Here is a 22,608-nt window from a genome sequence, read left to right as displayed (position 1 = left end):
AAAGCTACCTCGCCGGCCTTCACCTCCGCGGCGCGATGATTTGGATCAAGGACCTCACCAGGGCCCATTGATCACGACCAAATACATGCCCTAGGCCTGGGCTCTGATAGCGACCACCACGGCGGCGATGCTCGCGCCGAGGAGGGGGACGAGGACACCGAGGGCCGTCGTGCTGTCCAGGCTGTGGAAGACCAGGCGGGCGCCAGCGACTGCCAGGAGCGTTGTGTACCCCGCCGTCACGACGGTCGAGGCCAGTGCACTTTGTGATCCCCGCCGCAGCCGGCGGGCTGCGTGGCCCCAGGCACAGGCGGCTGCAGCGGCCACGGCGAGGATCATGAAGGCGCTGATCCCTGCGACGAGATGGTTGAACTGGTCCGTCTCCTCCTCGGCGGCGCCCCACTGTTCCCTGGGCGGCAGTCTGTCGCCGGGGGAGGGCCGCATGACCACGGCGTAGAGGGCGGCGGTGACCCAGAGCACCGCGCTGGCCAGAGCGAGCCGGGCAGGGGATGCGTACTTCCGAAGCATGACGGCCTCCTCGGTCCGGGGGCGGTGAGTACGAGGAGAGCCTCCTGGACACTGCCGGTTCGCCGCATGAGTACGGGTACTTACTCCGGCAGCCGGTCAGCGCCCAGGCCGTCAGGAAGATGGCCAAAGTGTCGGCCGTCTCCGCAGCCGGTGTGACGGGGCACGGCCGGCGGGTTCGCCCGGCAATCGGGCACCGGGCCCGATGTGCGACAGATCCCCCCAAGCCCGCCGCCGCCAGCGCGTACCGCCTGGCTGCGCCCGCGCGCCCTTGACGGACTGTCAGCGGAGCGGAACGGTGGTGAGGCGCAAGGATCCGCAACCGGCTTGGCAGGAGGAGCGGTCATGGCACTACGGTTCAGGGGCATCGATCCGGACACGCCTAATGGTGGGTCTCCGACCGTGTGGTTGGAGGACGAGAAGGCGGAGATCGTCGTCCAGGGCTGGCTTCCCGACATGGAGATGTACCGCGTGATCAGCGAGACCGAGTGGGTGGAGGGTCACGCCATCGGCGTCCCGGACCACGAGGGCGTCGTGCGGATCCCGGTCCGGATGATCCCGTTTCTGCGAAAGGTATGCGATGAAGCCGAGCGTGCCGGACTTTGGCGCCCTGCTGAGGAGTGCTGAGCGTTCCGCCTGTCACTTGGAGATGCGCGACTCCTACATGGACGACCCCGTCTTCGCCGACTGGCGTGCCGGCCTTCCGGTGGACCGGCCCGAGGCGTACGACCTGCCGGAGGAGTACACCGCCTGGGCGGCCCTGGTGCGGGAGACAGTCGGGCGCGGAGTGGTGATGCGCCGCGCTCGGATTGTCTCGGAGCCGGTCACCGCCTACATCCGGTGGGAGCACGCGATCACCGCGCGTCACAACATCGCGCTCGGCGAACAGGTTCGCTGGCTGCCCCGCTCCAAAGCCTCCGACCTCGCGCTGCCGGGCAACGACCTGTGGCTGGTCGACGACCGCCTGGTCCTCTTCCACTGGTTCACCGGTGACGGCGAGTGGGCCGGCCACGAGACCACCGAGGACCCCGCCGTCGTGAAGATGGTGACCTGCGCGTTCGAGGCAGTCTGGGACCGGGCCGTCCCGCACGCGCAGTACGCCGTCTGACCACCCACCCACCACCCGCCGGGCAGCCAGCACCATGTCGTCGTCCCCGTCGTCCAGCGTCATCGAGGCACGCAAGGCGCTCGCCAACCGCCTGGTCGGCCTGCGCAAGGACGCAGGCCTGACCGGCGACGAGTTGTCTGCCCGCTGCGGGTGGCACCCGGCGAAAACCTCCCGGATCCAGAGCGGCAAGTCCGCCCCCTCCGAGGACGACCTGCGCGCCTGGTGCACCGCCTGCGGCGCCGGCGACCAGGTCCCCGACCTCATCGCCGCCGCCCGCGCGGTCGACTCCATGTACACCGAGTGGCGCCGCATGGAGCGCACCGGCCTGCGCGCCGCCCAGGAATCCGTCGCTGCCCTCTACCGCCGCACCGGCCACTTCCGCGTCTACGCCAGCCGCGTCATGCCTGGCATGGTCCAGACCCCCGAATACACCACCGCCGTCCTGCGCTCGATCCAGCGCGCCCGCGTCGAGGTCGACGACGTCACCGACGCCGTCGAAGCCCGCCTGGAACGCCAGCGGATGCTGTTCTCCGGCCGCCACCGCTTCGGCCTGCTCATCGAGGAGTGGGTGCTGCGCGCCGCGGTGTGCGACCCCGAGACGATGGCGGCCCAGCTCGGCCACCTGCTCGCCGTCTCGGCCAGCCCGTTCGTCAGCGTCGGCGTCATCCCGACCGGGCCCAACCGTCCGCACCTGCCGGTCGAGGACTTCTACATGTTCGACGAGGCCGAGGTGGCCGTCGAGCTGACCTCCGGCTACCTGCGAATCACCCAGCCGCGCGAGATCGCCGACTACGTCCGCACCTTCACCGACCTGGCGTCCATGGCCGTCCAAGGGGCCGAGGCCCGTCAGCTGATCACGGCAGCGATAGCCACTCTCGGGTGACTTCGCGCAAGAAGGCGCAACCTCGTTGAGGGCCCGGCCGCACACCCCCTACCGTCGATCCGTCGCCCGCCGTGATGGACCGGACACCCGGCCCCGGCGGGCGAGCCGGGGCCGCTGCCCCCGCCTGCCCCCCGTCGGGTGGGCGCAGTGGTCACCGTCGACGAGAGAGCGGAGAACCGCCATGGCCGCGCACCGCATGCACCGCCCACCGGCCACGCCCGAGCAGCGGTGCAACCGGCGGGCACGAGGTGCCCGGTGACCGCAGCTGTCGAGATCCCGACACGGCCCGAGGCCGCCGGCTCCGCGAGAGCGCTGCTGCCCTACGAGCCGCAGTCCGCTTCGGCGGCCCGGCGCCTGGTGCGCGCCACGCTGCGCGCCTGGGAGCTGGACGACCTGGTCGAGGCCGGCGAACTCATCGTCAGCGAGCTGGCGGGCAACGCGGCGAAGACCGGCTGCCGACGCCGGATGACGGTCACCGTCGAGCGGATCACCTCCCGGTGCGTTCGGATCAGCGTCCGCGACGGCTCCCGCATCTTGCCCTGCCTGATCGACGCGGGCACCGCGGCTGAGTCGGGCCGCGGCCTGGCCCTGGTCCATCACCTGACCGCCGGCCACTGGGGGGCGGAGTTGGAGCCGTTCGGCAAGACCGTCCATGCGGACCTGCGCACCCGCCCGACGTAGCCCCGCCACTGCCCTGGTGCGCCGGGGCGGCCATCTACTCCTCCCGGCCTCGGGCGCGTCCTGCGGGCTCCTTGCCGCGGGCAGCCCTCTCGGCCTTGGCAGGAGCGGTGCTGGTGCTCTTCACGGCGCCGCTGGTCTTCGGATGCTGCTCCTGGGCGACGGCGAGGGCGCGCTCGAGGACGCCCGTGAGGTCCATGACGGTGCCGCCAGGTGGCAGGACGCGGGACTCGGGGGCGTGCGGGGGCTCAAGGTCGGCGATTCGGGCTTCGACGACCTGCTCCAGGGCGTGGGCGTACTCGTCGTGCTCGGTTCTCCCGCAACGTCCCCCGCTGGGACGCCACACGACGAGAGCTCATCAGGTCCATGGCCGCCGGCGGCCTCACCCCGACAGAGATCTGGGCCCGGATGATGGACGAGCACGACACCCCGCTCACCTACAGCGGCCTCAACGCCTTCCTCACTCAGGAGCGATCCGCCTCTTGATCAACGGTCGCTACTGACGGTTCGCCAGGCTTTGAAGCCACAGCCATCCGGGCGGAAGCCCGCACTCATAGGCAGCACGACCTCGCCCGATGCGCTCGCGTGCGCCTCAAAGGCCTTTCAGGACGCGATCGAGTGCCGACCGGCCCGCGGGCCCCCACTCCGGCTTGCCGCCGGGCAGACCACGGTCCCCGTTCTGGCCCATCAGCATCAGGAACAGGCTCTTCATCACCGCCAGCCCGCGCGCCCGCCGCACCGTCCCCTCGTCCGGCCGCACGTAGCTGTCGAAAAAGCGGGCGGCGCCGCCCGCGGGGAGCAGCAGCCAGGCGGCTGCGAGGTCCCAGGCGGGATCGCCGGCGAAGAGGGCGCCGAAGTCGACGACGCCCGCGAGAGTGCCGTCGGCGACGACGACGTTCGCGGGGTGCAGGTCCCCGTGCACCCACACCGGCGGGCCCTTCCACTCCGAGGCCGCGACGGCGTCGTCCCACACGGCCCGGATTTTCTCCTCGGAGAAGGGGTCGAGGTCGACGGCATGGAGGAAGTGTTCGAAGCCGGGGGTGCAGTCCTTGGGGTGGGCGCCGAAGTCCGAGGCCGGGGGTGCCTCGCTGGGCGCCTCGACGTGCAGGGCGGTGAGGAAGGCCGCCAGGGAGTCAGCCGCGTGGTCGGTTCGGGTGATGGCACTGTGGTCCAGCGGCGTGCCGTCGACCCAGGTCATGACGGTCCAGATCTTGGGGAAGCGCTCGGACGGAGCACCGTCGCGTACCGGGGTCGGGATCGGAAGCGGCAGGCGCGGAGCCAGCAGCGGCAGCCAGCGACGTTCCTTGATCTGAGGCTCGGGGGAGGTATCCATTCGCTGCATCCGGACGGTCAACACGTCCCCGAGGCGCCACATCTGGTTGCCCCAGCCGCCCGCCACCTCACGGATGGGCAGGTCGGCCAGGTCCGGGTGCTGTTCCCGCAGCAGGGCGCGGACCAGACCGCCGGTGATCTCGATCTCGGATTCGATCATGCCCAGTCACAGTAGTCGAGGCAGGCTGCGCCGACCCTGGCCCTCGGCAGATCCAGCAACCCTGCTGGATCTCCCGGCCACCGTCCCACTCCCCGCGGCGCCCGCGAATGCCAGCCGGATGGTGCCGCCACGTCGCTCAGCCCGACAGCCGAACCTGGGACCACGCCCCGAACCACTGCTCGGCATCGAACTCCTCGAACCGCGCCGCCTCGGCGAACCCCAGCTCCTCCCTCAGGCGCATCGCGCTGCCATTCGCGCCCGGTCAAGATCGTTTGGCAATCAATCAAGATCATCTGATACAGGACGGCCTCCTCCCGCCTTTGCACCGGCAATCGAGGCCGTCAGAGGCGATGAGTACTATGTGAGGTCATTGATGAGATCTTTGTGCGATTAGAAATGTTGCTAGCAAGGAGATGTTTTGTGCTACCTTCTGGGATAGGAGGTATGTGATGTCTGAGATCTACGCGGCGGTGGACGCGCTGCTGGCCAAGGCCCGGGACGGCGGGGACCTGCCGGAACCGGCCGAGCGGGAGCGGCTGCGCAAGGCCGCCGGCCTGACCCAGATCGAGGTCGCCGAGGCCTTGAAGACCCGGCGGGAGACGTTCGCCAAGTGGGAGAACGGCGCCGCTCAGCCGCGGGCCCCGAGGCGCGGTGCCTACGCCTTTCTGCTCGCGGGCCTGGCCGACATCCATGGCACCCAGGGCCCGGACGGCTGGCTCACCCTCGCCCGACAGGCCCGCCCCCTCGACACCGGCACCAGCACCGACGCCACGGAAGGGAAGTGACACCCTGATGGACCGCAAGACGTACACCGCCGAGCTCGCCGGCCTGCGCGAGCTGCGCACCGAGATCGCGGGCGCCGAGAAGCAGGTCGCGGCCGCGCAGAAGGAGCTGGACAAGCTCACCGCCCAGCGCGCGCGCCGGGTGGCCGGGCTCGCGGGGTACGAGGGCGCCCAGGCGCCGGCCATCGCGAAGGCCTCCGGGCTGTCGGTCGGCGACGTCGTGCGGATCGCCCCGCTGCTGGACCCGACCCCGGTCGCCGTCCGCGCCGCCAAGGCCGACGACCAGGCCGCCGTCACCGTTGCGCCCGCCCCGGCGCCCGTGGCCGAGCCCGTCGCCGAGCCGGTCGCCGCGGTGGCCCCGGCACTGACCCGCCTTGCCGCCGTCGCCGAGCAGCCGACCCCGGCCGCCCCGGAGGTCGAGGCGCCGGCCGAGGCCGGGGACCAGGCCGTCGTCGAGCAGCCCGCCCCGGCCGCTCCGGTTGTGCCCGCCGCTGCTGCGCCGGTCATCCCGGAGGCTCCGGTCGCTCCGGTCGCTGTCGGTCCGCGCGAGCTGCCCACCCTCCCCGAAGGCCCGGCGGGCGCGCGGTTCGAGGCCGTGACCACGGGCCTGGTCTCCAAGCGACCGAACTTCACGCAGCAGGCCCGCTCGACGGTGTTCCTGGACGCCGCGACCGGCGACCTGGCGGTGCGCGACCGCGTGGTGCGCCTCGACCTCGGGGCCCGCACCCCGGGCGAGATCCTGGACGCCGTCCTCGCCACCGCGCCCGGCACCGAGCGGATCTACATCACGGCCGGTGCCCCCTGGCACGACGGCGCCGAGCGGTACAGCACCCTCAAGGACGCCGTCGCGGCCTGGCTGAACACCCCCTCCGAGCGGTGGACCACCGCCGTCGGCTCCGGCCGGGACAAGCTCGCCGGGCACTTCGTCCACCAGCGCCAGCCCGTCGGCCGCTACGCCCCCGCAGCCGCACCGGACAGCGCCAGCACCGAGATCCGCAGCATGGGGGAGTGGTTCGACCCGGACGGCGCCGACGTCACCACCTGCCGCCAGGCGTTCGCGCTGCTGTGGCAGGCGCTGCGCCGGCACTGGGACGACGCGGTCCTCATGGGCTCGCCGTCGCAGACCGGGCGGGATCTGTGGTCGCGGACCATCCCGACGACCGGGAAGTGGGCCGGTGGCTATCCGGTGCTGTCCGAGGAGCTGCGCGGCCTGCTGCACGCGACCGGCGGCCAGGGCCGGACCGAGCTGATCCTGCCGCCCCGGGTGCCGGAGCAGTTGCCCGCGCTGGTGGAGTACGACCGCACCTTCGCGTACGCCAAGCACCTGTGGAAGTCGCCGGTGGGTACCCCGCGCCGGATCACCGCGGCGGCGTTCGCGGCGATGACTGGGCAGGAGCAGGTCAAGGCGTTGATGTCCTGCTCGCACTGGAGCGTGCGCGTCACGGTCCCGGTCGACTGGAACCACGTCGGCCTGCTCCCGGCCCCGGTGACCGGGGACCGTGCCTGGATCTACCCGTCCGAGCCGGGCACCACGTTCACTACCTGGGCGGGCGGGGCCGAGGTCTACCTCGCGCTGTCGAACCACATCGCCCCGTGGCGGATCGAGGTCCTGGGCGGCCTGCTGTTCGAGGACGGCAAGCCCTTGGACGAGTGGGGCAAGCGGTTGAAGTCGGCGTGGGCGGACCTGACCAACCTGTCCCGGATCCACGGGGACGAGCGGCAGCGGCAGGCGGCCTACCTCGCCAGCCGCGCGGTCCGGTCGGTGCTGCTGTTCGGCCTGGGCGGGTTCGCGCAGCGTCCGCGTCTGGTCTCCGGCACCACGCCGGTCGGTGAGGCGCTCCCGGCCGGGGTGGAGATCCTGGGCCAGGACGGAGCGGTGGTGACCTGGCAGCGGCAGGCCGGGTTCTCCCGCGACCCGTACGCGCACCCGGAGTGGGCGGCGTACGTGTGGTCGGGGGCGCGGGCGGCGCTGCTGGACATGAAGTACCGGCAGGGCAAGGAGGTCATCGGCTACGCCGGTGCCCTGCACGCGAAGCCCGGCACGGTCGTGTACTTCGGCACGGACGGCATCGCCCTGACCGAGCGCCAGCCCTGGCCCTACCGGGGCGAGCCGGGCGACTACCTCCTCAAGGGCCACCTCACCGGCCCGGTGGAGCACCCGACCTCTCAGGAGCAGTACCTCAAGCTGCGCGGCCTGGGCCGCGCCGAACTCGCCCAGAAGGGGGATGAGCAGCAGTGAGTCCGGCCGACCCGAACAACCCCAACGAGGCCGCGCGCCTGACGCAGGAGCTGATCGACCAGGGCTACACCAAGCGCCAGGTCGCCAAGATGCTCGGCCGCGACGCGAGCCTGGTGTCCCAGTTCTTCACCAAGGGCAAGGGCAAGGCGTTCGTCGGCGCGTTGCGCCAGGTCGTCCGCGCGGTGCGCGGCGGCGAGCGTGACACCGAGGCGCTGTCCGGCATCGCTGAGGCGAACACCACCCGGCGCCGGACCAAGACCGGGCAGAAGGCCCGGGTGCGGGGCAAGGATGTCGTCGGCAAGCCCGGTGAGTCGATGGCCGGCCGCGCCGGGAAGCAGGCCATCAAGTCCGGCGCCTCCCACCTTGCCCCGGTCGTCCACGAGACCGGCCAGGCTGGCGGCCGCCTCGCCTTCACCGTCCGGATGAAGGCCGATCAGTACGTCTACTCGGCCGGGTCGGAGAAGGACTCCGGCGGCATCCGCCGCGGGTTCATCCCGCGCTCCGACGGCACCGAGGAGCGCACCTACGGCTCCGCCTCCACGGGCGGCTTCGACGCCGCCGAGTGGTCCCAGCGCGTCGCGGACCACCACGGCGACGTCACCGAGGCCATGCGGGCCTGGCTGGTGGAGACCGGCCGCGCCGTCGAGGAAGCCGACATCGCCTACCTCGAGGTCCGCGGTTGGATCCCCGAAGACCAGCAGTAGAGAGTCCGGTCGGCCTCTCCCCATCCATGACCTGGCCCCGGGGAGAGGCCGCCCGCCCCTGACCCTCCCACAGCACCGAGCGCCTCGCCCCGCCGTCTCAGCATCCGAAGGAGAAGCACCGCCGTGGAGACCACCACCGCCACCGAGGCCGACGTGCCGGCCGCGTTCCGCGCCGCAGCCGCTCAGCCGGTCCCGGCGCAGCCGTCCGGCACCGCCGCCGTGAACCCGCTGCCGCTGCACTGGTTCCAGAAGGACGCCGTCGCGGCCGCGGTGCGCGAGGTGAAGGACGGCGGCCGCGCCACGGTGGTCGCGGCGACCGGATCCGGCAAGACCCTCATCGCGGCCGGCTGTGCCCGACGCCTGGCCGCTCGGGGCCGGGTGCTGGTGCTGGTGCCGACGATCGAGTTGCTGGAGCAGACCGCCGAGTCCTGGTCGCTGCGGGGCGGGCGCCGGGGGCTGGCGGTGGCGGCGTGTTCGCGGGAGGAGGCGCTGGAGAGCGCGGAGGCCGGCGGCCGCGTCCACGCCCAGGTGAGCACGCAGGCCCCGCGGATCGCCGACCTGGTCGCCAAGGAGAAGGCCGGTGAGCCGGTGACCGTGTACGCCACCTATGCCTCGCTGGAGCGGATCGTCCAGGCCCACCAGGGCTGGGGTTTGGCCCCGTGGGACCTGGTGATCATTGATGAGGCCCACCGTACGGCCGGTTCGGAGGGGAAGGCGTGGGCCGCGATCCACAACGACGCCCAGGTCCCCGCGAAGCGCCGGCTGTACTTCACCGCGACGCCGCGGATCGCCGACGACCGGCGCGCGAAGGACGGCCTGGCCGACCTCGCCGACGCCGAGGGCGCGGAGAAGCTGCCCGTGCTCTGCTCCATGGACTCGGAGGAGATCTACGGCAAGGTCTGCTTCACCTGGACCCTCGGACAGGGGATCGAGCACGGCTACCTCGCCGACTACCGGGTGCTCGTGCCGGTGGTGACCGATGAGGACCTGCGCGAGCTCCTCAACCTCCCCGCCGTCGCCGACCTCCGCTCCCAGCGCAGCAACGAGGAACTGCTGCGCCTCGCGCTCCAGGTCGCGGTGCTGCGCGCGGTCGCCGACCTCGGCCTGCGCCGGGTCATCACGTTCCACTCCCGGGTGTCGGCGGCGCGGGAGTTCGCGGGCACCCTGCTGGACGCCTCCGAGCTGCTGGAGGACGCCGAGCGCCCGGAGCGGATCTGGGCGAAGGCGGTGGCCGGCACCGACCGGCTCGAGGACCGCCGGGCCGCGTTCGCCGACTTCAAGGCCCACACCGGCGAGGACGGCGAGGAGTGCGGCATCCTCTGCAACAGTCGACTCCTGACGGAAGGAATCGACGTCGCCGCCGTGGACGCCATCTGCTTCGCGGACCCGAAATCGAGCGTCATCGACATCGTCCAGGCCATCGGAAGGGCACTGCGCCAGTCCTACCGCCAGGGCAAGGTGTCCTGGGTCATCATCCCGGTCTACCTCCCGACGCCGGAGGTCGGCGACGACACCGCGACCACGCACCCGGCCGAGGTCCACGACGCCGGCGAGGCCGTGAAGGCCGAGGCCGACGCCGAGATCGAGGCCTCCTCCTTCCGCACCATCTGGCGTGTCCTGCGCGCCCTGGCCGCGCACGACGCCCGGGTGGTCGGCCGCATCACCGAGCTGCGCGCCAGCCGTTCGCAGGGCACCGCGCACACCACAGCGGCCAAGCCGGCCGAGGGCGAGGCCGCCGAGCCCGGCGGCGAGGGGGAGCAGCCGCCGGCCCCGGTGGAGTCGCCGATCGAGTGGCTGCGGATCAACGCGAAGCAGCACGCGGCGAAGATCCTCCAGACGGTGAAGCTGCGGGCGTTCAACCCGCGCGCCGTCGAGTGGCAGCGCATGCACGCGGTCGCCGCCGTGTTCCACCTGCAGCACGGCCACCTCGACCCCACCGACAAGGCGAAGCACGTCGAGCTGATCTCCTGGCTCACCCGCCAGCGCCACCTCTACGGCCAGGGCCTGCTCGATGCGGCCCGCGTCAGCGAGCTGGACGCCCTCGGGATGATCTGGTCGAAGAACGCCAACGCCTGGGAGCGCGGGGCCGCGTACGCCGCCGCGTTCCACCATCAGCACGGTCACCTGGCGATCCCGGCGACCGCGAAGCTCGACGACTACGCGGTGGGCGCGTGGATGCGCCGCCAGCGCAAGGCCGACAACCTCACCACCGACCAGGTGGCCAAGCTCGACGCGCTGGACGAGCTGTGGCGCCTTGAGCCGGACTGGAACCGCTCCTACCGCCGCCTGCTCGCCTACCTCGCCGCCGGCGGCACCCTCGACGGCCCCGCCAACCGCACCGGCCTCGGCGACGACCCGGCGTTCCGGCCCGGCACCTGGCTGCGCAAGCAGGACAAGGCCCGCACCGAGGGCAAGCTGACCGACCACCAGGCCGCGCTCCTGGACGCGCTCACCCGGCACGCCGAGACCGTCACCGGCTGACCCGCACCGCACGCCCCCGCCGTCTCGGCCCAGCCAGGCCGGGACGGCCCACCTCCCGGAGGAGACGAGTGACCACCCCTACCACCCAGCCACCCAAGGTCTCCTGGTACGCCCAGTGGGAATGCGGCGCCTGCGGCGACGGCGGCGACGCGCTGTTCGAGGACGGCACCCTGGTCGACGCCGACCACAACTGCGACAGCGACGACGGACCCGAGATCGGCTGGGACGGCCGCGCCGAATGCACCTGCGGCTGGGCCCTGGAGACCCAGTTCTCCGACGGCGACTACGTCGAGGCCGACCACGACTGCACCACCGACCAGTAGCACCACCGCCCCGGGGCGGCCCACACACGGGGCCGCCCCGCGCGCATTGCACGGCTACGGCCACACCCTGCTGACCAGCTCCTCACGGCGCACCCGACACCGGAAGGCACCGCACGATGACCAGCGACACCGTTCACCTCCCCGGCCAACCTCTGGCCGGCCCGGCACCCGCGCAGCGCCCCACGGCCGCCCCGGGCTCGCCCGGTTCCCCGCGGGTGCTGGTCCTGGACCCCGGTGCCATCGCCGATCCGGTGGAGCGTGAGCGGGCGCTGGTGCAGCTGCTCCGCTACCAGTCCCAGGTCCTCACCGGCCGTCTCGGCCTGGAGGAGGGCGACCGGGTGGAGCTGCTGGAGCCGGTGCGCGCGACGTGGATCGACGAGGACCTGGCCGCCGAGGAGTACTGGGAGGAGGACGCCCGCGTCCGCGCGGACGTCCCGGCCGGCACGCTCGGCGTCATCACCCACGTCCGCCGCTACCCGACCCCGTTCCCGTACGTCGTCGCCTTCGACCGCGGCCACGAGTGCGGTGTACGCCACCACCAGATCACCCGCTGCGCCGATCAGTCGCTCACCCCCGCCGCGCCGCCCGATCCGGCCCCGGAGCCGTGGATGCGCTGACCGCCACCACCCGCCACCACCCGGTGGCGGCCGCGTTGAACCGCACAGCCGAGAAAAGGGGAGGCACCAACATGCCAGAAGCCGTGAAGCCGGTCCCGTCCTACGCCCGGTGGGCCGAGGTACCCGACCACCTGCGAACCAGGACCCAGCTCGCCGCTCTGGACCTGCCGCGCCAGGCGGCCGGCCCGGTCCGCGCCACCATCGAGACCCGCAACCCCGGCACCGGACGCAAGGACGAATTCGACCTGTACGACGTGCGCGAGTCCGTCCCGACCGCAGCCACCGCCGCGCAGCTCCTTTCGGCCGGCGTTCGCCGCACCACCAACACCCGGACCTGCGAGGACTGCGGCGCCCACCCCGAGACGCCGTGCACCCCGGCAGCCGACGGCCGGGCCCTGTGCGGCACCTGCGCCCACATCACCCGCCTGCGCATCCGCCAGGCCGAGATCCGCGCCGCGGCCCAGGACGTCGCCGAGACCGCCGCCCGCCTCCTGGCCGACGAGCACCTGGCCGCAGCCGGCCCGCGCCCGCCGATGACCTCGCCCGCGGCTGGACCGAGCACGACGTCGACGGGCTGGACGGCTGGGTGGCCCTGGTCGACGGCCGAGTCGTCCTCGGCGCTCGCCCCACCGGCGTACCGGAGCCCGTCGTCTATGCCGAGGCGTGGGAGGCCGGCGCGACGCTGCGCGCCGCTCTTGCCCAGCACCCTGCCCGCCCCGACCACATCCAAGACGAGGACGAGAGCGAGGATGACGACCAGGAGCACGGGCTGCTCGGCGCCGTCCGCAGCCGGGTCCGCCGCCGGGCGGCCGGGATGACTATGGAGAGCATCCAGCAGGCCCTGGAACATGCCCGGTTCGATGAACGCTGCGCCGACCGGCACGCCGATGCCGGAGACGAGAGCGTCTTCGCCATCGCGGCCGACAGCTGCGCCGAGTGGCAGCGTGTGCGCGACCATACGGCCGAGACTCGGGCCGAGCGCTACGACCCCGACCACGACACCGTCCTCCAGCATGCGCTGCGCCGTGAGCGCCACCGGCAGGACGTCGCCGAGTGCGCCCGCGAGGCCTCCCTCCAGGCCCGCCAGGCCACGGACGCCGCCCACCGCGGCCTCGCCGGCACCGCCGCCCAGCCCCTCTACACCGCCCTCGACCGCGCGGGCCTCTACGCGCTGACCGACGACGACCACCAGGCCGTCCGCGACCTCACCCGCACCCTCGACGCCGCCACGCTGCGCCAGGTCGTGAGCTGGCTGGAGCGCACCCGCACCGCGGCCCTCGCACTGCGCGGCACCGAGCCGGCCCGGCCCGCTCGGCCTGTCGTGCGTCGCAGCCGGTTCTGACGGTCCGTTCCCTGGTGAAAGGTGTTGACCTTGCTGTTCGGCGGGCGTTGGATGGGCGCTCCCGGCCCGGGCCCCACAACCGGCCCGCCGTGCAGGAAGGAACCGATGCCCTGTGACTGACTCCAATCCGGAGCAGCCGAAGCCCCGCAGTCTTGTCGCCTGCAAGGACTGCCACGCCGGACCGGACAGCGGCGACGTCCGCACCATCACCGTCGGCCGGGACATGGCCGTCAGGGAAATCTGGCACACCGATCAGTGCCCCACCCACACGGTCCGGCGGATCCTGATGGAGGCCGGCGCCGCCAAGGTCAAGGAGCAGGACGCGTGGGCGAAGGAAGCATTCCCTGCTGCCCACAGCCGGCTACGGGAGGCTGCCGCGGCGCTCCCGGCCAGCACGGCCGCAGACCCGTTCGTCGCGGCCCTGCTGGAACTCGTCCAGGCCCAGGCCGACGACACCGGCCGCTTCGTCACCGTGCCCACGTGGGCCGAGATCCTTCAGCGGCACTTCCCGCCGAACGACCCGGCCTGACGCGCACGCCAGGTCCGCCCGGCCGGGTGAAGACGTCCCCGCCCGGGCGACGCGGCTGCTCCGTTCGTCCTACAACCTGTCAGAGGACGTTCTTAGCGTCCCCGGCATGACGAACCACCACCACCCCGACCACGCCCCGCCCCGGCACCCTCGTGCCGCTTCCCGCCGACCCGGCCCGCACGGAGCCACCGACCGGCGGTGGACGGCATGAGCCTGACCTCCGGCCTCAGCTGCCCCCGCACACCGCTGCGCCGATTCCTGGACCGGGAGATGTCCGCCGGACCCGCAGGCCTGGGTGTTCGTCACCGAGAATCCATCCGTCGTCGCGGCCACCCAGGAACGGATGCCGCTGCCCCCCACGGCCCGGCTGGTATGCACCAGCGGCACCCCGTCCGCCGTGGAGGTCGCCGCAATCGCCCGCTTGGCCGAGACCGGGTGGCGCATCGCGGTCCGCGCGGACTTCGACACGGCGGGCCTGCGCCACGTCAGCGCCATCACCACTGCTCAGCCCGCCGCTGTCCCCTGGCGCATGGCCGCAGGCGACTACCAAGCCAGCCTGAGCGCCAGCGCCGACCGGTGGAACTACCCCCTGGACCCGGCACACCTTCCACCCACCCCATGGGACCCGGAGCTGGAAGCGGCAATACGCCGCCACCGGCGGCCCGCCTTCGAAGAGGGCCTGATCGATACGCTCCTCGGTGACGTCCTCACCGGGCATCCACCGCAAGCCGGACATTGACCGCGAACAGTATCGCCGGCCGGCGCCCCGCATGTGCGACCGGGCTCCGCTTGTGCCAGCAGTCCCGCCCGCACCGTTCCAACCGTTCTGCGTGATGACGCCACAGCCCGGGGCACCGCCATTGGCCTCAGGCGCGCCGAAGCCTCCCAACCGGCCCCGGAAACCGGAACGGGGCCGGCCTCTGCCAGGTGGTGCGGCGCCGAGCAACCCCGCCCAGGCGATGGCCACCAGCGACGTCATGGCCAGTTCCAGCGGGGAGACGCTCAGTGGGGGACGACAGCATGCCGGAAGGCCGGGCGGACCGCAGTACGGTTCCGCCCGGCCTTCCCCCGGGGACGGCAGGTGCGTCGTGGTCAGGCGTGGGTGTTGGTGGCCCAGATCGCGCCGCCGATGCCTTCGCCGCCGTCGGCCTTGTAGACGACGAGGTTGCCGTCGTCCTGGAGCTTCAGGTAGGCGCCTGCCGACCAGAAGGTGCCGGAGGCCCAGAGGCTGCGGCTGCCATCCGCGGCGTAGACGCTGGCGTTGCCGTCGGCCTGGACGCGAAGGAAGGCGTTGTTGTTGCCAGCGGTGTTGCTGTGCCACAGGACCGTGTTGTCGCTGAGGCGGTAGAGGACGAGGTCACCGTCCCACTGCATCACCAGGCGGGTCGTCTTCGCGTACACCTGCTGGCCTGCCGAGAGCTGACTGACCGGACGGAAGGTGCCGGGGGACCAGAGGGAGTTGGCGACCGTCTCGGCTGCGCCCTTCTTGTACAGCACGAGGCTTCCGTCGTCCTGGAGCTTGAGGAATGCGCCGTTCTGTCCCCAGGTGTTGGATCCCCACAGGGCGCCGGTGCCGGCCGACGGGTTGCCGTCGCTCTTGTAGACGACGAAGTTGCCGTCCGGCTGTACGTACGCCGACGCCCCCTTGTTGCCGGAGGTGTTGGTGTGCCAGGTGGGTGCGGCGTCGGTACGGCGGTAGCGCACCAGGTTGCCATCCTCCTGCATCTCGACGACGGCGGTCTGCGACTGGAACCACTGGCCGGTCTTGATCTTGGTGTCGCTGTCCAGCTTCGCGTCGAGGCGGGTGGTGCCGGCGGACCACACGGCGGCGCTGCCGTCCGCCTTCATCATGCTCAGGTCGCCGTTGGCCTGGAGCAGCAGGAACGCGCCGTTCTGACCGTAGGTGTTGGACGCCCACAGGCTGCCGGCGCCGTTGCCGGCGGAGTTGCCGTCCTTCTTGTAGACGACGAGGTTGCCGTCCGGCTGCACGTACGCCCAGGCACCGTCGTTCCCGGAGGTGCCCGTGGACCAGAGCACTCCGCCACCGGCCTGCTTGTGGGTGACGACCAGGTTGCCGTCCGCCTGCATGGTCAGCTTCAGGTCCGCCCCGGTGATCGACTGACCGGACGTCAACTTCGTGTCGGACTTGACCACAGGGCTGGTCGCGACGGTCGAGGAGACCCAGGAGCTCAGGCCCTCGGCCCGGCTGGCCACCGCGCCGGTGCGGGCTTCGGTGGTCGGAGTGTCGAGGCAACCGCCTTGCCAGGCACGGGTGACGATGCCGACGAGTGCGGGCTTGCCGTTCTCGGTGCGCCACAGGGGTGCACCGGCGTCGCCCTTGCAGAGCAGGCCCGGGGCGGTGGGGGCGAGGTCGAAGCCGGTCGCGGCGACAGTGCCGACTGTGGCGGCGGGAGTGTGAAGGGTGCCAGGGGTCCAAGCGGTGGCGGTGCGGCCGTAGCCGGCGGCGCTCAGGGCACCGCCATTGGTTGCCGCGGCCGTGGAGAGGGTGATCGGTGCGATGTCGTAGACCGGCGTCTCCAGGCGGGCCAGGACCAGGTCGCGGTCGGCGTGGGGGGCGAGCTCGGCGATCTTGTACTGGTGTCCGCCGGTGGTGTTGAGGTTGGCGCGGCCGATGGTGGCGGTGGTGGCGGCCTTGGGCGCGCCGGCGGCGACGGTGCTCGGGTCGTCGGCGAAGCAGGACTTCGCGGTGAGGACCCACATCGGGTCGACGAGGGCGCCGGTGCAGGCGCGGCCCTGGTCGCCGACGGCGAGGTGGGCGGTGAAGGCGGTGGCGGGGTCGGCGGGCTGCCCTGCGGGCGGGGTGGCGGTGGAGCCGGTGATGCGCAGTTCGAGCAGGACGGCGTGGGTGCTGGGGTCGAGTGTCTCGCCGATGCCCTTGGTGCCGTTTGCGGGGACGTCGGTGGTCTCGGTGGGTTTCTGGTCGGTGGACAGGCTCGCACGTACCGAGCGGTTGTACGTGGTGACGCGATAGGCGTCGGGGATGGTGAAGGCGAGGTAGCCGCTGGCGCCGGGGGCGGCGAAGCAAATGGTGTCGCCGTCGTCCTCGATCGCGGTGCGGGCAAGGACCTTGACCTGATAGCTGCCGGGCAGGGCGCAGTCGGCGAGGGTGATGCCGCCGTCGCCGCGGGTGAGGGTGATGCCCTTGTCGGCCAGGATCTGGGCGGCGCCGGGGTAGGCACCGTCCTCGACCGCGGCGGGGGCGTTCGCGGCCGGGGTGTCGGCCAGTGCGGGCGCGGTGGAAGCCAGCCCGGTCAACACGGTGGCGGCGAGGGCGGCTGACGCCACTATCGCACCCGAAGCACGATGCCTCATCAAAAACCTCTGCTTTGCTCGGGGATGAATATTTCTTTTCACGCATTCGAGGGTAAACCGGGCATCTCGCCGACCGATGCATCCTGGCGCCCCGTCAGGCGCAGACCTTAATGTATGCCTACCAACTGCGTCGAGACGGTCAACTGGGGGTCCACAAGGGGGGTTTCCGAATACTGAAATACACCCCGGGGTGGAGGGCGGAACATTCTCCCGTCCTCCCCGGGGATGGTTTCGTGATGCCAAATTCCGGCGTTTCATATTTTCGAAGAGGGGTTTTCGTGAGTTCACGCAGGCGTAGAGAGATATTCAGGGGGAGGGGGTCCGTGGTGCGGTGGCTGTGCCGCGGGGTGCTACCGCTGGCGTTGATGGTGTCGCTGGTGTCCGCGACACCGGTAGCGGCGGACACCGCCCCCACGGTCCCGGTGCTGACCGACCGGGGCCGGGTGCTGCAGGCGTGGAAGGACGGCGGCACCTCGGTGCAGGCCGCAGCCGAGGAGGCCCTCACAGGAGGCGACGACAAGGTCGCCGCGTTCCTCGGTGCCAACGGCTCCGGCCAAGGGCCCACATGGGCCGAGGCGGAGGCCAAGGACAACGAGCAGGCGCTCCTGCAGATCGTCGTGACCGGCGGTCCGGCTCTGCGCAAGGCGGCCGCAGCCGCGCTCGACAGCCACGACAAGACGGCGATCGCCGCGTTCCTGGACCACGGCTGGGGGGCGCCGCTGGCGCAGGACCAGCGGGTGCGGGTCTCGCAGATCGTCGAGACGGGCGGGCCGGCGACCAAGGCCGCCGGCCTCAAAGCGCTGGACGGCTCGATCGACGATGTCGGCGAGTTCCTGGCCCACAAACAGGACGTCACCCGTGAGAGCGACGCGCGGGTGCGGGTCTCGCAGATCGTCGAGACGGGTGGGCCGGCCACCAAGCAGGCCGGCATGCTCGCCCTGGACGGCTCGCTCGACGACATCACCGAGTTCCTGGCGGTCGGCCAGCACATCGCCGCCGCCCGAGACCGCGAGTACGCCGACATCGCCCAGCTCGCCCAGCAGGCCAAGGAGACCAGCGACCAGGCCGAGCGCGAGAAGGACGCCGCCCTCGAAGCCGCCGACCAGGCCGTCACGGGAGCGCGCCTGGCCCGCGAGGCGGCGGAGAAGGCCCGCTCCGAAGCCGAGGCCGCCCAGGGCGACTCCGCCAAGGCCGCCGCGGCGGCCAAGCGCGCCGCCGAAGCCGGGCGGCAGGCCGCGGTGGCGGCGAAGGCCGCCATCACCGCCGCTCAGGCCGCCAACACCGCCTCACGCCTGGCCGCCGCCGCCGCACAGCAAGCAGCCTCCGCCGCGGCCGGCGCCGACCAGGCAGCGGGCCGCGCGCTGACGTGGGCCGCGCAGGGCAAGGTCGACGAACAGGCCGCCAAGGCCGCCGAACAGGCTGCCGGCCGCGCCCAGTACGCCGCCGACGCGGCCGACCGCGCCGCGGGCGCCGCTGCCGGCGCCCGCGACGCCGCCCGGGCCGCCTTCGGCGCACTCAACGACCTCGCCTTCACCACCCTGGCCGCGAACCAGGCCAACGACTACGCCAACGCCGCGGGCGCCTACTCGGAGGAAGCCAAGCAGGCCGCCGCCTCCTCCCAACGCCACGCCGCCGAGGCCCAGCGTTCGGCGAACAAGGCCGCCGACCTCGCCGACCAGTCCGCGACCGCGGCCCGCGAAGCCGCCACCGCGGCCCGATCCGCCGCCACCCACGCGGCGAACGCGGCCGAAGCCGCCCGCAACTCCACCCTGCACGCAGGCAACGCCACCACTGCAGCCGGACGCGCCACCGCGCATGCCAACAGCGCGGCAGAAGCCGCCAACACCGCGACAGCAGCAGTGAACAAGGCCATCGCCGTCCACCAGCTCGCCCTCGACAGCGAGAAGGAGGAACGCGAGGCACGCAAGGCCACCGGCACCAACCAGGCCCGCGACCTCAAGGCCGCCTTCGACCTCAGCGTCACCGAAGCCGACAAGGCCAAAACCCAGGCTCTGGCCCTCGACCAGACCGCGGCCCAACTCGCCGCCCAGGCCGCCCAGCCCGGCTCCGACATCGGCACCGTCGTCGCCAACGGCCGCAAGATGGCCCTCGCGGCCCTCAAGACCCGCGGATCCTGGAGCAAGGCGGCCGCCGAGTATGCCCTCACCGGCTCCGACCAGGCCGTCATCGACTACGTCCGCTCCGGCTGGACCGCCTCCCTGCACCAGGACGAGATCCTCCAGGCCGAGCAACTCGCCGACAACAGCGAGTTCGCCGCGGTGCGCACCGCCGCCACCAACGCCCTGGCCACCAACGACCCCGCCCAGGTCCACACCTTCTTGACCACCGGCCGCCACCAGGTGGCCCTGGACGAGTACCGCGTCAAGACCTCCCAGATCCTGGAGACCGGAGGACCGGCCCTCAAGGCCGCGGCCCAAGCCGCCCTGGAAGCCAATACCGCCGACGCGCTGACCACCTTCCTCACCCGCGGCCAGTACACCGCCAAGGCCGCCGACGACCAGGTCAAGATATCCCAACTCCTCGAAACCGGCGGCGACGGCGGCGGCGAAGAAGTCAAACTTGCCGCAGCCATCGCCATCGAAAGCCCCTCACCGGCCAAGACCGACTTCCTCACCACCGGCCGCTACCGCGCCAAGCAGCGAGACGACCTCACCCGGGCCCACGAAGCCACCATCACCAACACCATCAACACCGCCTCACAAACCGCCGCCCTCGCCCAACAGAAAGCTGCCCTCGCCGCCAAGGCCGCCGCCGACGCCAACAACGCCGCCGACCAAGCCAACCAAGCCGCCGCCGACGCCAACAAATACGCCAACGCCGCCGCCGGCTACGCCACGGACGCGCAGAAGTCCGCCACCGCAGCTGACACGTCCGCCACCCAGGCCCGCACCTCCGCCGCCCAGGCCAAGCAAGCCGCCGCCCAGGCCCAGGTGAGTGCCTTCAGCGCACAGGACTCCGCGCGCCGTGCCGCCGGCAGCGCCACCGCGGCCCGGGGGTCTGCCGACACCGCCTACGCCGCCGTCGCGGCCGCCCGCCAGTCCGCGGAGAACGCGCACCAGTCCTCTGAGAACGCCGCCGCGATCAGCGATGCCGCGCAAGCGCAGGCCATCGCCCAGGCTCAAGCGGAAGACGCCTACGACGTACAGCAGATCGAGGCGTTCAAGACGTACATGAAACTCCGCCAGGAAGCGGAGGAGAGCGGCGTCGACTGGAACGACGTGCTCAACGGGATGATGGCGTTCCAGAAGTACGTCGGCACCAGCCTCAATCCCGAGGACTACACCAATTACGACCGCTTCGCCGACATGATGCACACCAAGCTCGACATCATCGGGCTGGTGCCAGGCGTCGGAGAGGCCGCCGACCTCATCAACTGCCTGTGGACCGGCGGCGAATACCTCGCCGACTACGCCAGCGGCGTCGACTTCGGCCTGTCCTGCTTCAGCATGATCCCCATCGCCGGCTGGGCCAGCGCCGGCGCCAAGTTCGTCAAGAAGTTCGGCAAGAAGGCCCTCGACGGGGTCGAAGCCGCCTGGGGCTGGGTCACCGGCGCCAAGAAGGCGGCGAAGATCGTCACCAAGATCTGCACCCGCAACAGCTTCCCGGCCGGAACCCTCGTGCTCATGGGCGACGGTACGACCAAGCCCATCGAACAGGTCAAGACCGGCGACAGCGTCCAAGCAACCGACCCGAGGACCGGCGAAAGCGAGCCTCGCAGAGTCGAAGCGACCATCTACACCCCCGACGACCTCAACTTCACCGAACTGACCGTCACCGCCCCCGACAAGAGCCAGCAGACCACGGTCACCGCCACCGACCACCACCCCTTCTGGGCCCAGAGCACCACCCAGTGGACCGACGCCGGTGACATCCGCCCCGGCGACACCCTGCGCACCGACACCGGGGCCACTGCCCAGGTCACCTCAGTCCGGCACTGGACAGCCCTCCAGCCCGCCTACAACCTCACCGTCGCCGACCTGCACACCTACTACGTGCTGGCGGGGACCACGCCCGTCCTCACGCACAACGAGGACATCTGCAACGCCGGGCTCGGACGCTTGATCGATGTAGACGCGAGAGACCCGGCCGCCGATGCCCTGGCAAAAAAGATTGGCGGCAGGCCGTCGGTCAAATTCGAGAAAGACTCTCTCGGGAAAGAGTACGATGTAATCAGCGATAAATACATTGCAGAATCAAAGCCGGCTGGAATGAAGTTGGGTAGCGACTTTCGAAAGCAGATGAAGCAGGTTTTCGAGAAGTCCATCATGACTGGCCGCACCCCGTACTTCCACTTCGAGGGACCGCCGACGGCGGATGTTATCAGGAAAATCCAAGAGTATGCACAGCGCTACGGCATCGAGCCGGTGGTCGATATAAGCCCGCTGGGATAGAGGGGCGCGCGATATCTGTGGGCGGCCGACGCCTCTGATGTGTCGAGGATTGCCGTCTATCGCTTGCCCGTGCTGTCCTGATTTCTTTTATATATAAATCAGACGACCACTCCGTGAGTGATCATCGGGGTTCGGAAAAGTCGCTCCGGTAGTGTTTTAGCTGGGCTGTGGCGATCCATTGCCGCCTTCGCAACCCCGTCGGAAGTTTCATCCGACGGGGTTGCGAAGCGTTTTTCATTTTCCTGCAAGGCGGTAATCGATTTAGGCCGCCACCTCCAGCCTGGCGCGTAGGTGGGTTGTGTGAATTCTAGGGTCGGCTTGAGTAGGTACGGCGGGTTCGTTCAGCCGGTCCAGCCGGTCTAAAGTAGGCCGGGGATCGCAGTGTTTGTCGTGCCATAAGGCGTTCGAGGACTTGGAGGAGTAGTCGTCATGAGTGTCTTCGTTAGTATTAGGGGCTGGCTCGAGTGCGACGACGAGCAGCTTGCCCAGATCAAGGGGATCATTGCTGCCGATCCCGATCGCCAGTACATCGAGGGCTGGACGTTCCCGGGAGTGCAGTACAACTGGATGAATTGGGTGTTCTTCGGAGCATGCATGCGCGAGCAATACGCCGGTTGGTTGCTGGATCAGTTGCGTCTTATGGCGCGGCTACCTGCTTCCGATGAGGACAACGACCGAGTGATCGGCCTCTTCCTCGCCAGGCACGAGGTCGAAGGTCAGAGTGAGTGGCAGGTCCGTGATGGGGACGTAGTGATCAAAAATGCAAACAGCGAGTACCAGTACCTTGATGCCGAGTAGAAACCGATGGCCTGCTGGGCGTCGATTTGTCTTTCGGACCGACCATCTCGACAAGGCTGTGCGGATCGCCTTTTTTCAATCGGTCCTCGGATCGTCCGTGAGCACCGAGGAGAATTCCGGCGCCCATGCCGAGCTGTGGCGGGTCGGTGATCGGCTGATGAGCCTTGTTATCGGGCTGGGGGTTGATGGGTTGGTTGAGAAGGTCCAGGCCGTGGTGGGGTCGTGTTCGGGGCGGGGATGGTTTTGCGGGGGTGTTGCTGGCTGAGCGTCAGGGTGGTGTGACCTGCGGATTTTGGTGGTTGGTTGAGAACTTGCAGGTCGCGTGAGAAGTGGTGGGGATTCCCGTAGTTTGGATGAGAGCCCTG

General features: G+C 70.9%; 20 protein-coding genes. 16 read left to right on the top strand and 4 right to left on the bottom strand.

The features are described from left to right. Positions 1-90 precede the first annotated feature (90 nt). Entirely contained in the window at positions 91-525 is a 435-nt protein-coding gene (locus ACGF0D_RS39850) for a hypothetical protein (protein ID WP_392924994.1), read from the bottom strand. Positions 526-867: 342 nt separating this feature from the next. Between ACGF0D_RS39850 and ACGF0D_RS39845 the strand changes: the two genes are divergently transcribed. From ACGF0D_RS39845 to ACGF0D_RS39830, 4 genes are all read left to right on the top strand, one after another. Next, positions 868-1,149: a hypothetical protein gene (locus ACGF0D_RS39845; protein ID WP_392924993.1), complete on the top strand. Its 282-nt coding sequence runs from the start codon at positions 868-870 to the stop codon at positions 1,147-1,149. Continuing rightward, on the top strand, positions 1,103-1,630 hold the full coding sequence (locus ACGF0D_RS39840; RefSeq protein ID WP_392924991.1) for a DUF6879 family protein: 528 nt from the start codon (positions 1,103-1,105) through the stop codon (positions 1,628-1,630). The genes ACGF0D_RS39845 and ACGF0D_RS39840 overlap by 47 nt, the downstream gene beginning before the upstream one ends. A gap of 34 nt (positions 1,631-1,664) precedes the next feature. Further along, positions 1,665-2,513, top strand: coding sequence for a helix-turn-helix domain-containing protein (locus tag ACGF0D_RS39835; protein WP_392924990.1), 849 nt, complete (start codon positions 1,665-1,667; stop codon positions 2,511-2,513). A 255-nt stretch (positions 2,514-2,768) separates the two neighbouring features. After that, on the top strand, positions 2,769-3,194 hold the full coding sequence (locus ACGF0D_RS39830) for an ATP-binding protein (RefSeq protein ID WP_392924988.1): 426 nt from the start codon (positions 2,769-2,771) through the stop codon (positions 3,192-3,194). Between the two features lie 34 nt (positions 3,195-3,228). Here the strand turns inward: ACGF0D_RS39830 and ACGF0D_RS39825 are convergent, their stop codons facing one another. Continuing rightward, positions 3,229-3,537, bottom strand: coding sequence for a hypothetical protein (locus ACGF0D_RS39825; protein ID WP_392924986.1), 309 nt, complete (start codon positions 3,535-3,537; stop codon positions 3,229-3,231). Between the two features lie 246 nt (positions 3,538-3,783). Further along, positions 3,784-4,683 carry a phosphotransferase gene (locus tag ACGF0D_RS39820; RefSeq protein WP_392924984.1) on the bottom strand — a complete coding sequence of 300 codons (900 nt, stop codon included), beginning with the start codon at positions 4,681-4,683 and terminating at the stop codon, positions 3,784-3,786. Positions 4,684-5,132: 449 nt separating this feature from the next. Here ACGF0D_RS39820 and ACGF0D_RS39815 point away from each other — a divergent pair, with 449 nt between their 5' ends. The 10 genes from ACGF0D_RS39815 (at position 5,133) to ACGF0D_RS39770 (ending at position 14,439) form a co-directional block, all read left to right on the top strand. Beyond that, a complete protein-coding gene (locus ACGF0D_RS39815; RefSeq protein ID WP_392924982.1) occupies positions 5,133-5,468 on the top strand; it encodes a helix-turn-helix domain-containing protein in 336 nt (111 codons plus the stop codon). A gap of 7 nt (positions 5,469-5,475) precedes the next feature. Beyond that, a complete protein-coding gene (locus tag ACGF0D_RS39810; RefSeq protein WP_392924981.1) occupies positions 5,476-7,704 on the top strand; it encodes a hypothetical protein in 2,229 nt (742 codons plus the stop codon). Next, positions 7,701-8,408: a helix-turn-helix domain containing protein gene (locus tag ACGF0D_RS39805; RefSeq protein WP_392924979.1), complete on the top strand. Its 708-nt coding sequence runs from the start codon at positions 7,701-7,703 to the stop codon at positions 8,406-8,408. Before ACGF0D_RS39810 ends, ACGF0D_RS39805 begins: the two co-directional genes overlap by 4 nt. A 123-nt stretch (positions 8,409-8,531) precedes the next feature. Beyond that, a complete protein-coding gene (locus ACGF0D_RS39800) occupies positions 8,532-10,889 on the top strand; it encodes a Helicase associated domain protein (RefSeq protein ID WP_392924977.1) in 2,358 nt (785 codons plus the stop codon). A 68-nt stretch (positions 10,890-10,957) separates the two neighbouring features. Continuing rightward, positions 10,958-11,212 (top strand): hypothetical protein, encoded by a 255-nt coding sequence (locus ACGF0D_RS39795; protein ID WP_392924975.1) that lies wholly within the window; start codon positions 10,958-10,960, stop codon positions 11,210-11,212. Between the two features lie 116 nt (positions 11,213-11,328). After that, positions 11,329-11,829, top strand: coding sequence for a hypothetical protein (locus tag ACGF0D_RS39790; RefSeq protein WP_392924974.1), 501 nt, complete (start codon positions 11,329-11,331; stop codon positions 11,827-11,829). 71 nt (positions 11,830-11,900) lie between these two features. After that, positions 11,901-12,647 carry a hypothetical protein gene (locus ACGF0D_RS39785; RefSeq protein ID WP_392924972.1) on the top strand — a complete coding sequence of 249 codons (747 nt, stop codon included), beginning with the start codon at positions 11,901-11,903 and terminating at the stop codon, positions 12,645-12,647. Next, a complete protein-coding gene (locus tag ACGF0D_RS39780; protein WP_392924970.1) occupies positions 12,644-13,171 on the top strand; it encodes a hypothetical protein in 528 nt (175 codons plus the stop codon). The genes ACGF0D_RS39785 and ACGF0D_RS39780 overlap by 4 nt, the downstream gene beginning before the upstream one ends. 112 nt (positions 13,172-13,283) lie before the next feature. Continuing rightward, entirely contained in the window at positions 13,284-13,700 is a 417-nt protein-coding gene (locus tag ACGF0D_RS39775) for a hypothetical protein (RefSeq protein WP_392924968.1), read from the top strand. A 295-nt stretch (positions 13,701-13,995) separates the two neighbouring features. After that, complete coding sequence (locus ACGF0D_RS39770; protein WP_392924966.1) at positions 13,996-14,439, top strand: DUF2399 domain-containing protein; 444 nt, start codon at positions 13,996-13,998, stop codon at positions 14,437-14,439. A 353-nt stretch (positions 14,440-14,792) separates the two neighbouring features. Here the strand turns inward: ACGF0D_RS39770 and ACGF0D_RS39765 are convergent, their stop codons facing one another. Continuing rightward, a complete protein-coding gene (locus ACGF0D_RS39765; RefSeq protein WP_392924964.1) occupies positions 14,793-17,006 on the bottom strand; it encodes a trypsin-like serine protease in 2,214 nt (737 codons plus the stop codon). A gap of 404 nt (positions 17,007-17,410) precedes the next feature. Between ACGF0D_RS39765 and ACGF0D_RS39760 the strand changes: the two genes are divergently transcribed. Continuing rightward, on the top strand, positions 17,411-21,445 hold the full coding sequence (locus tag ACGF0D_RS39760; protein ID WP_392924962.1) for a polymorphic toxin-type HINT domain-containing protein: 4,035 nt from the start codon (positions 17,411-17,413) through the stop codon (positions 21,443-21,445). 429 nt (positions 21,446-21,874) lie between these two features. Next, the gene (locus ACGF0D_RS39755) at positions 21,875-22,243 is read left to right on the top strand and encodes a hypothetical protein (RefSeq protein WP_392924961.1); all 369 of its coding nucleotides are present in this window, start codon (positions 21,875-21,877) and stop codon (positions 22,241-22,243) included. Positions 22,244-22,608: the final 365 nt, after the last annotated feature.

This window comes from Kitasatospora sp. NPDC048298 (assembly GCF_043201465.1).
Classification (GTDB): Bacteria; Actinomycetota; Actinomycetes; order Streptomycetales; family Streptomycetaceae; genus Kitasatospora.
The sequence above is the reverse complement of the archived record's forward strand: the minus strand, read 5'-3'. Positions and strand labels throughout refer to the sequence as shown.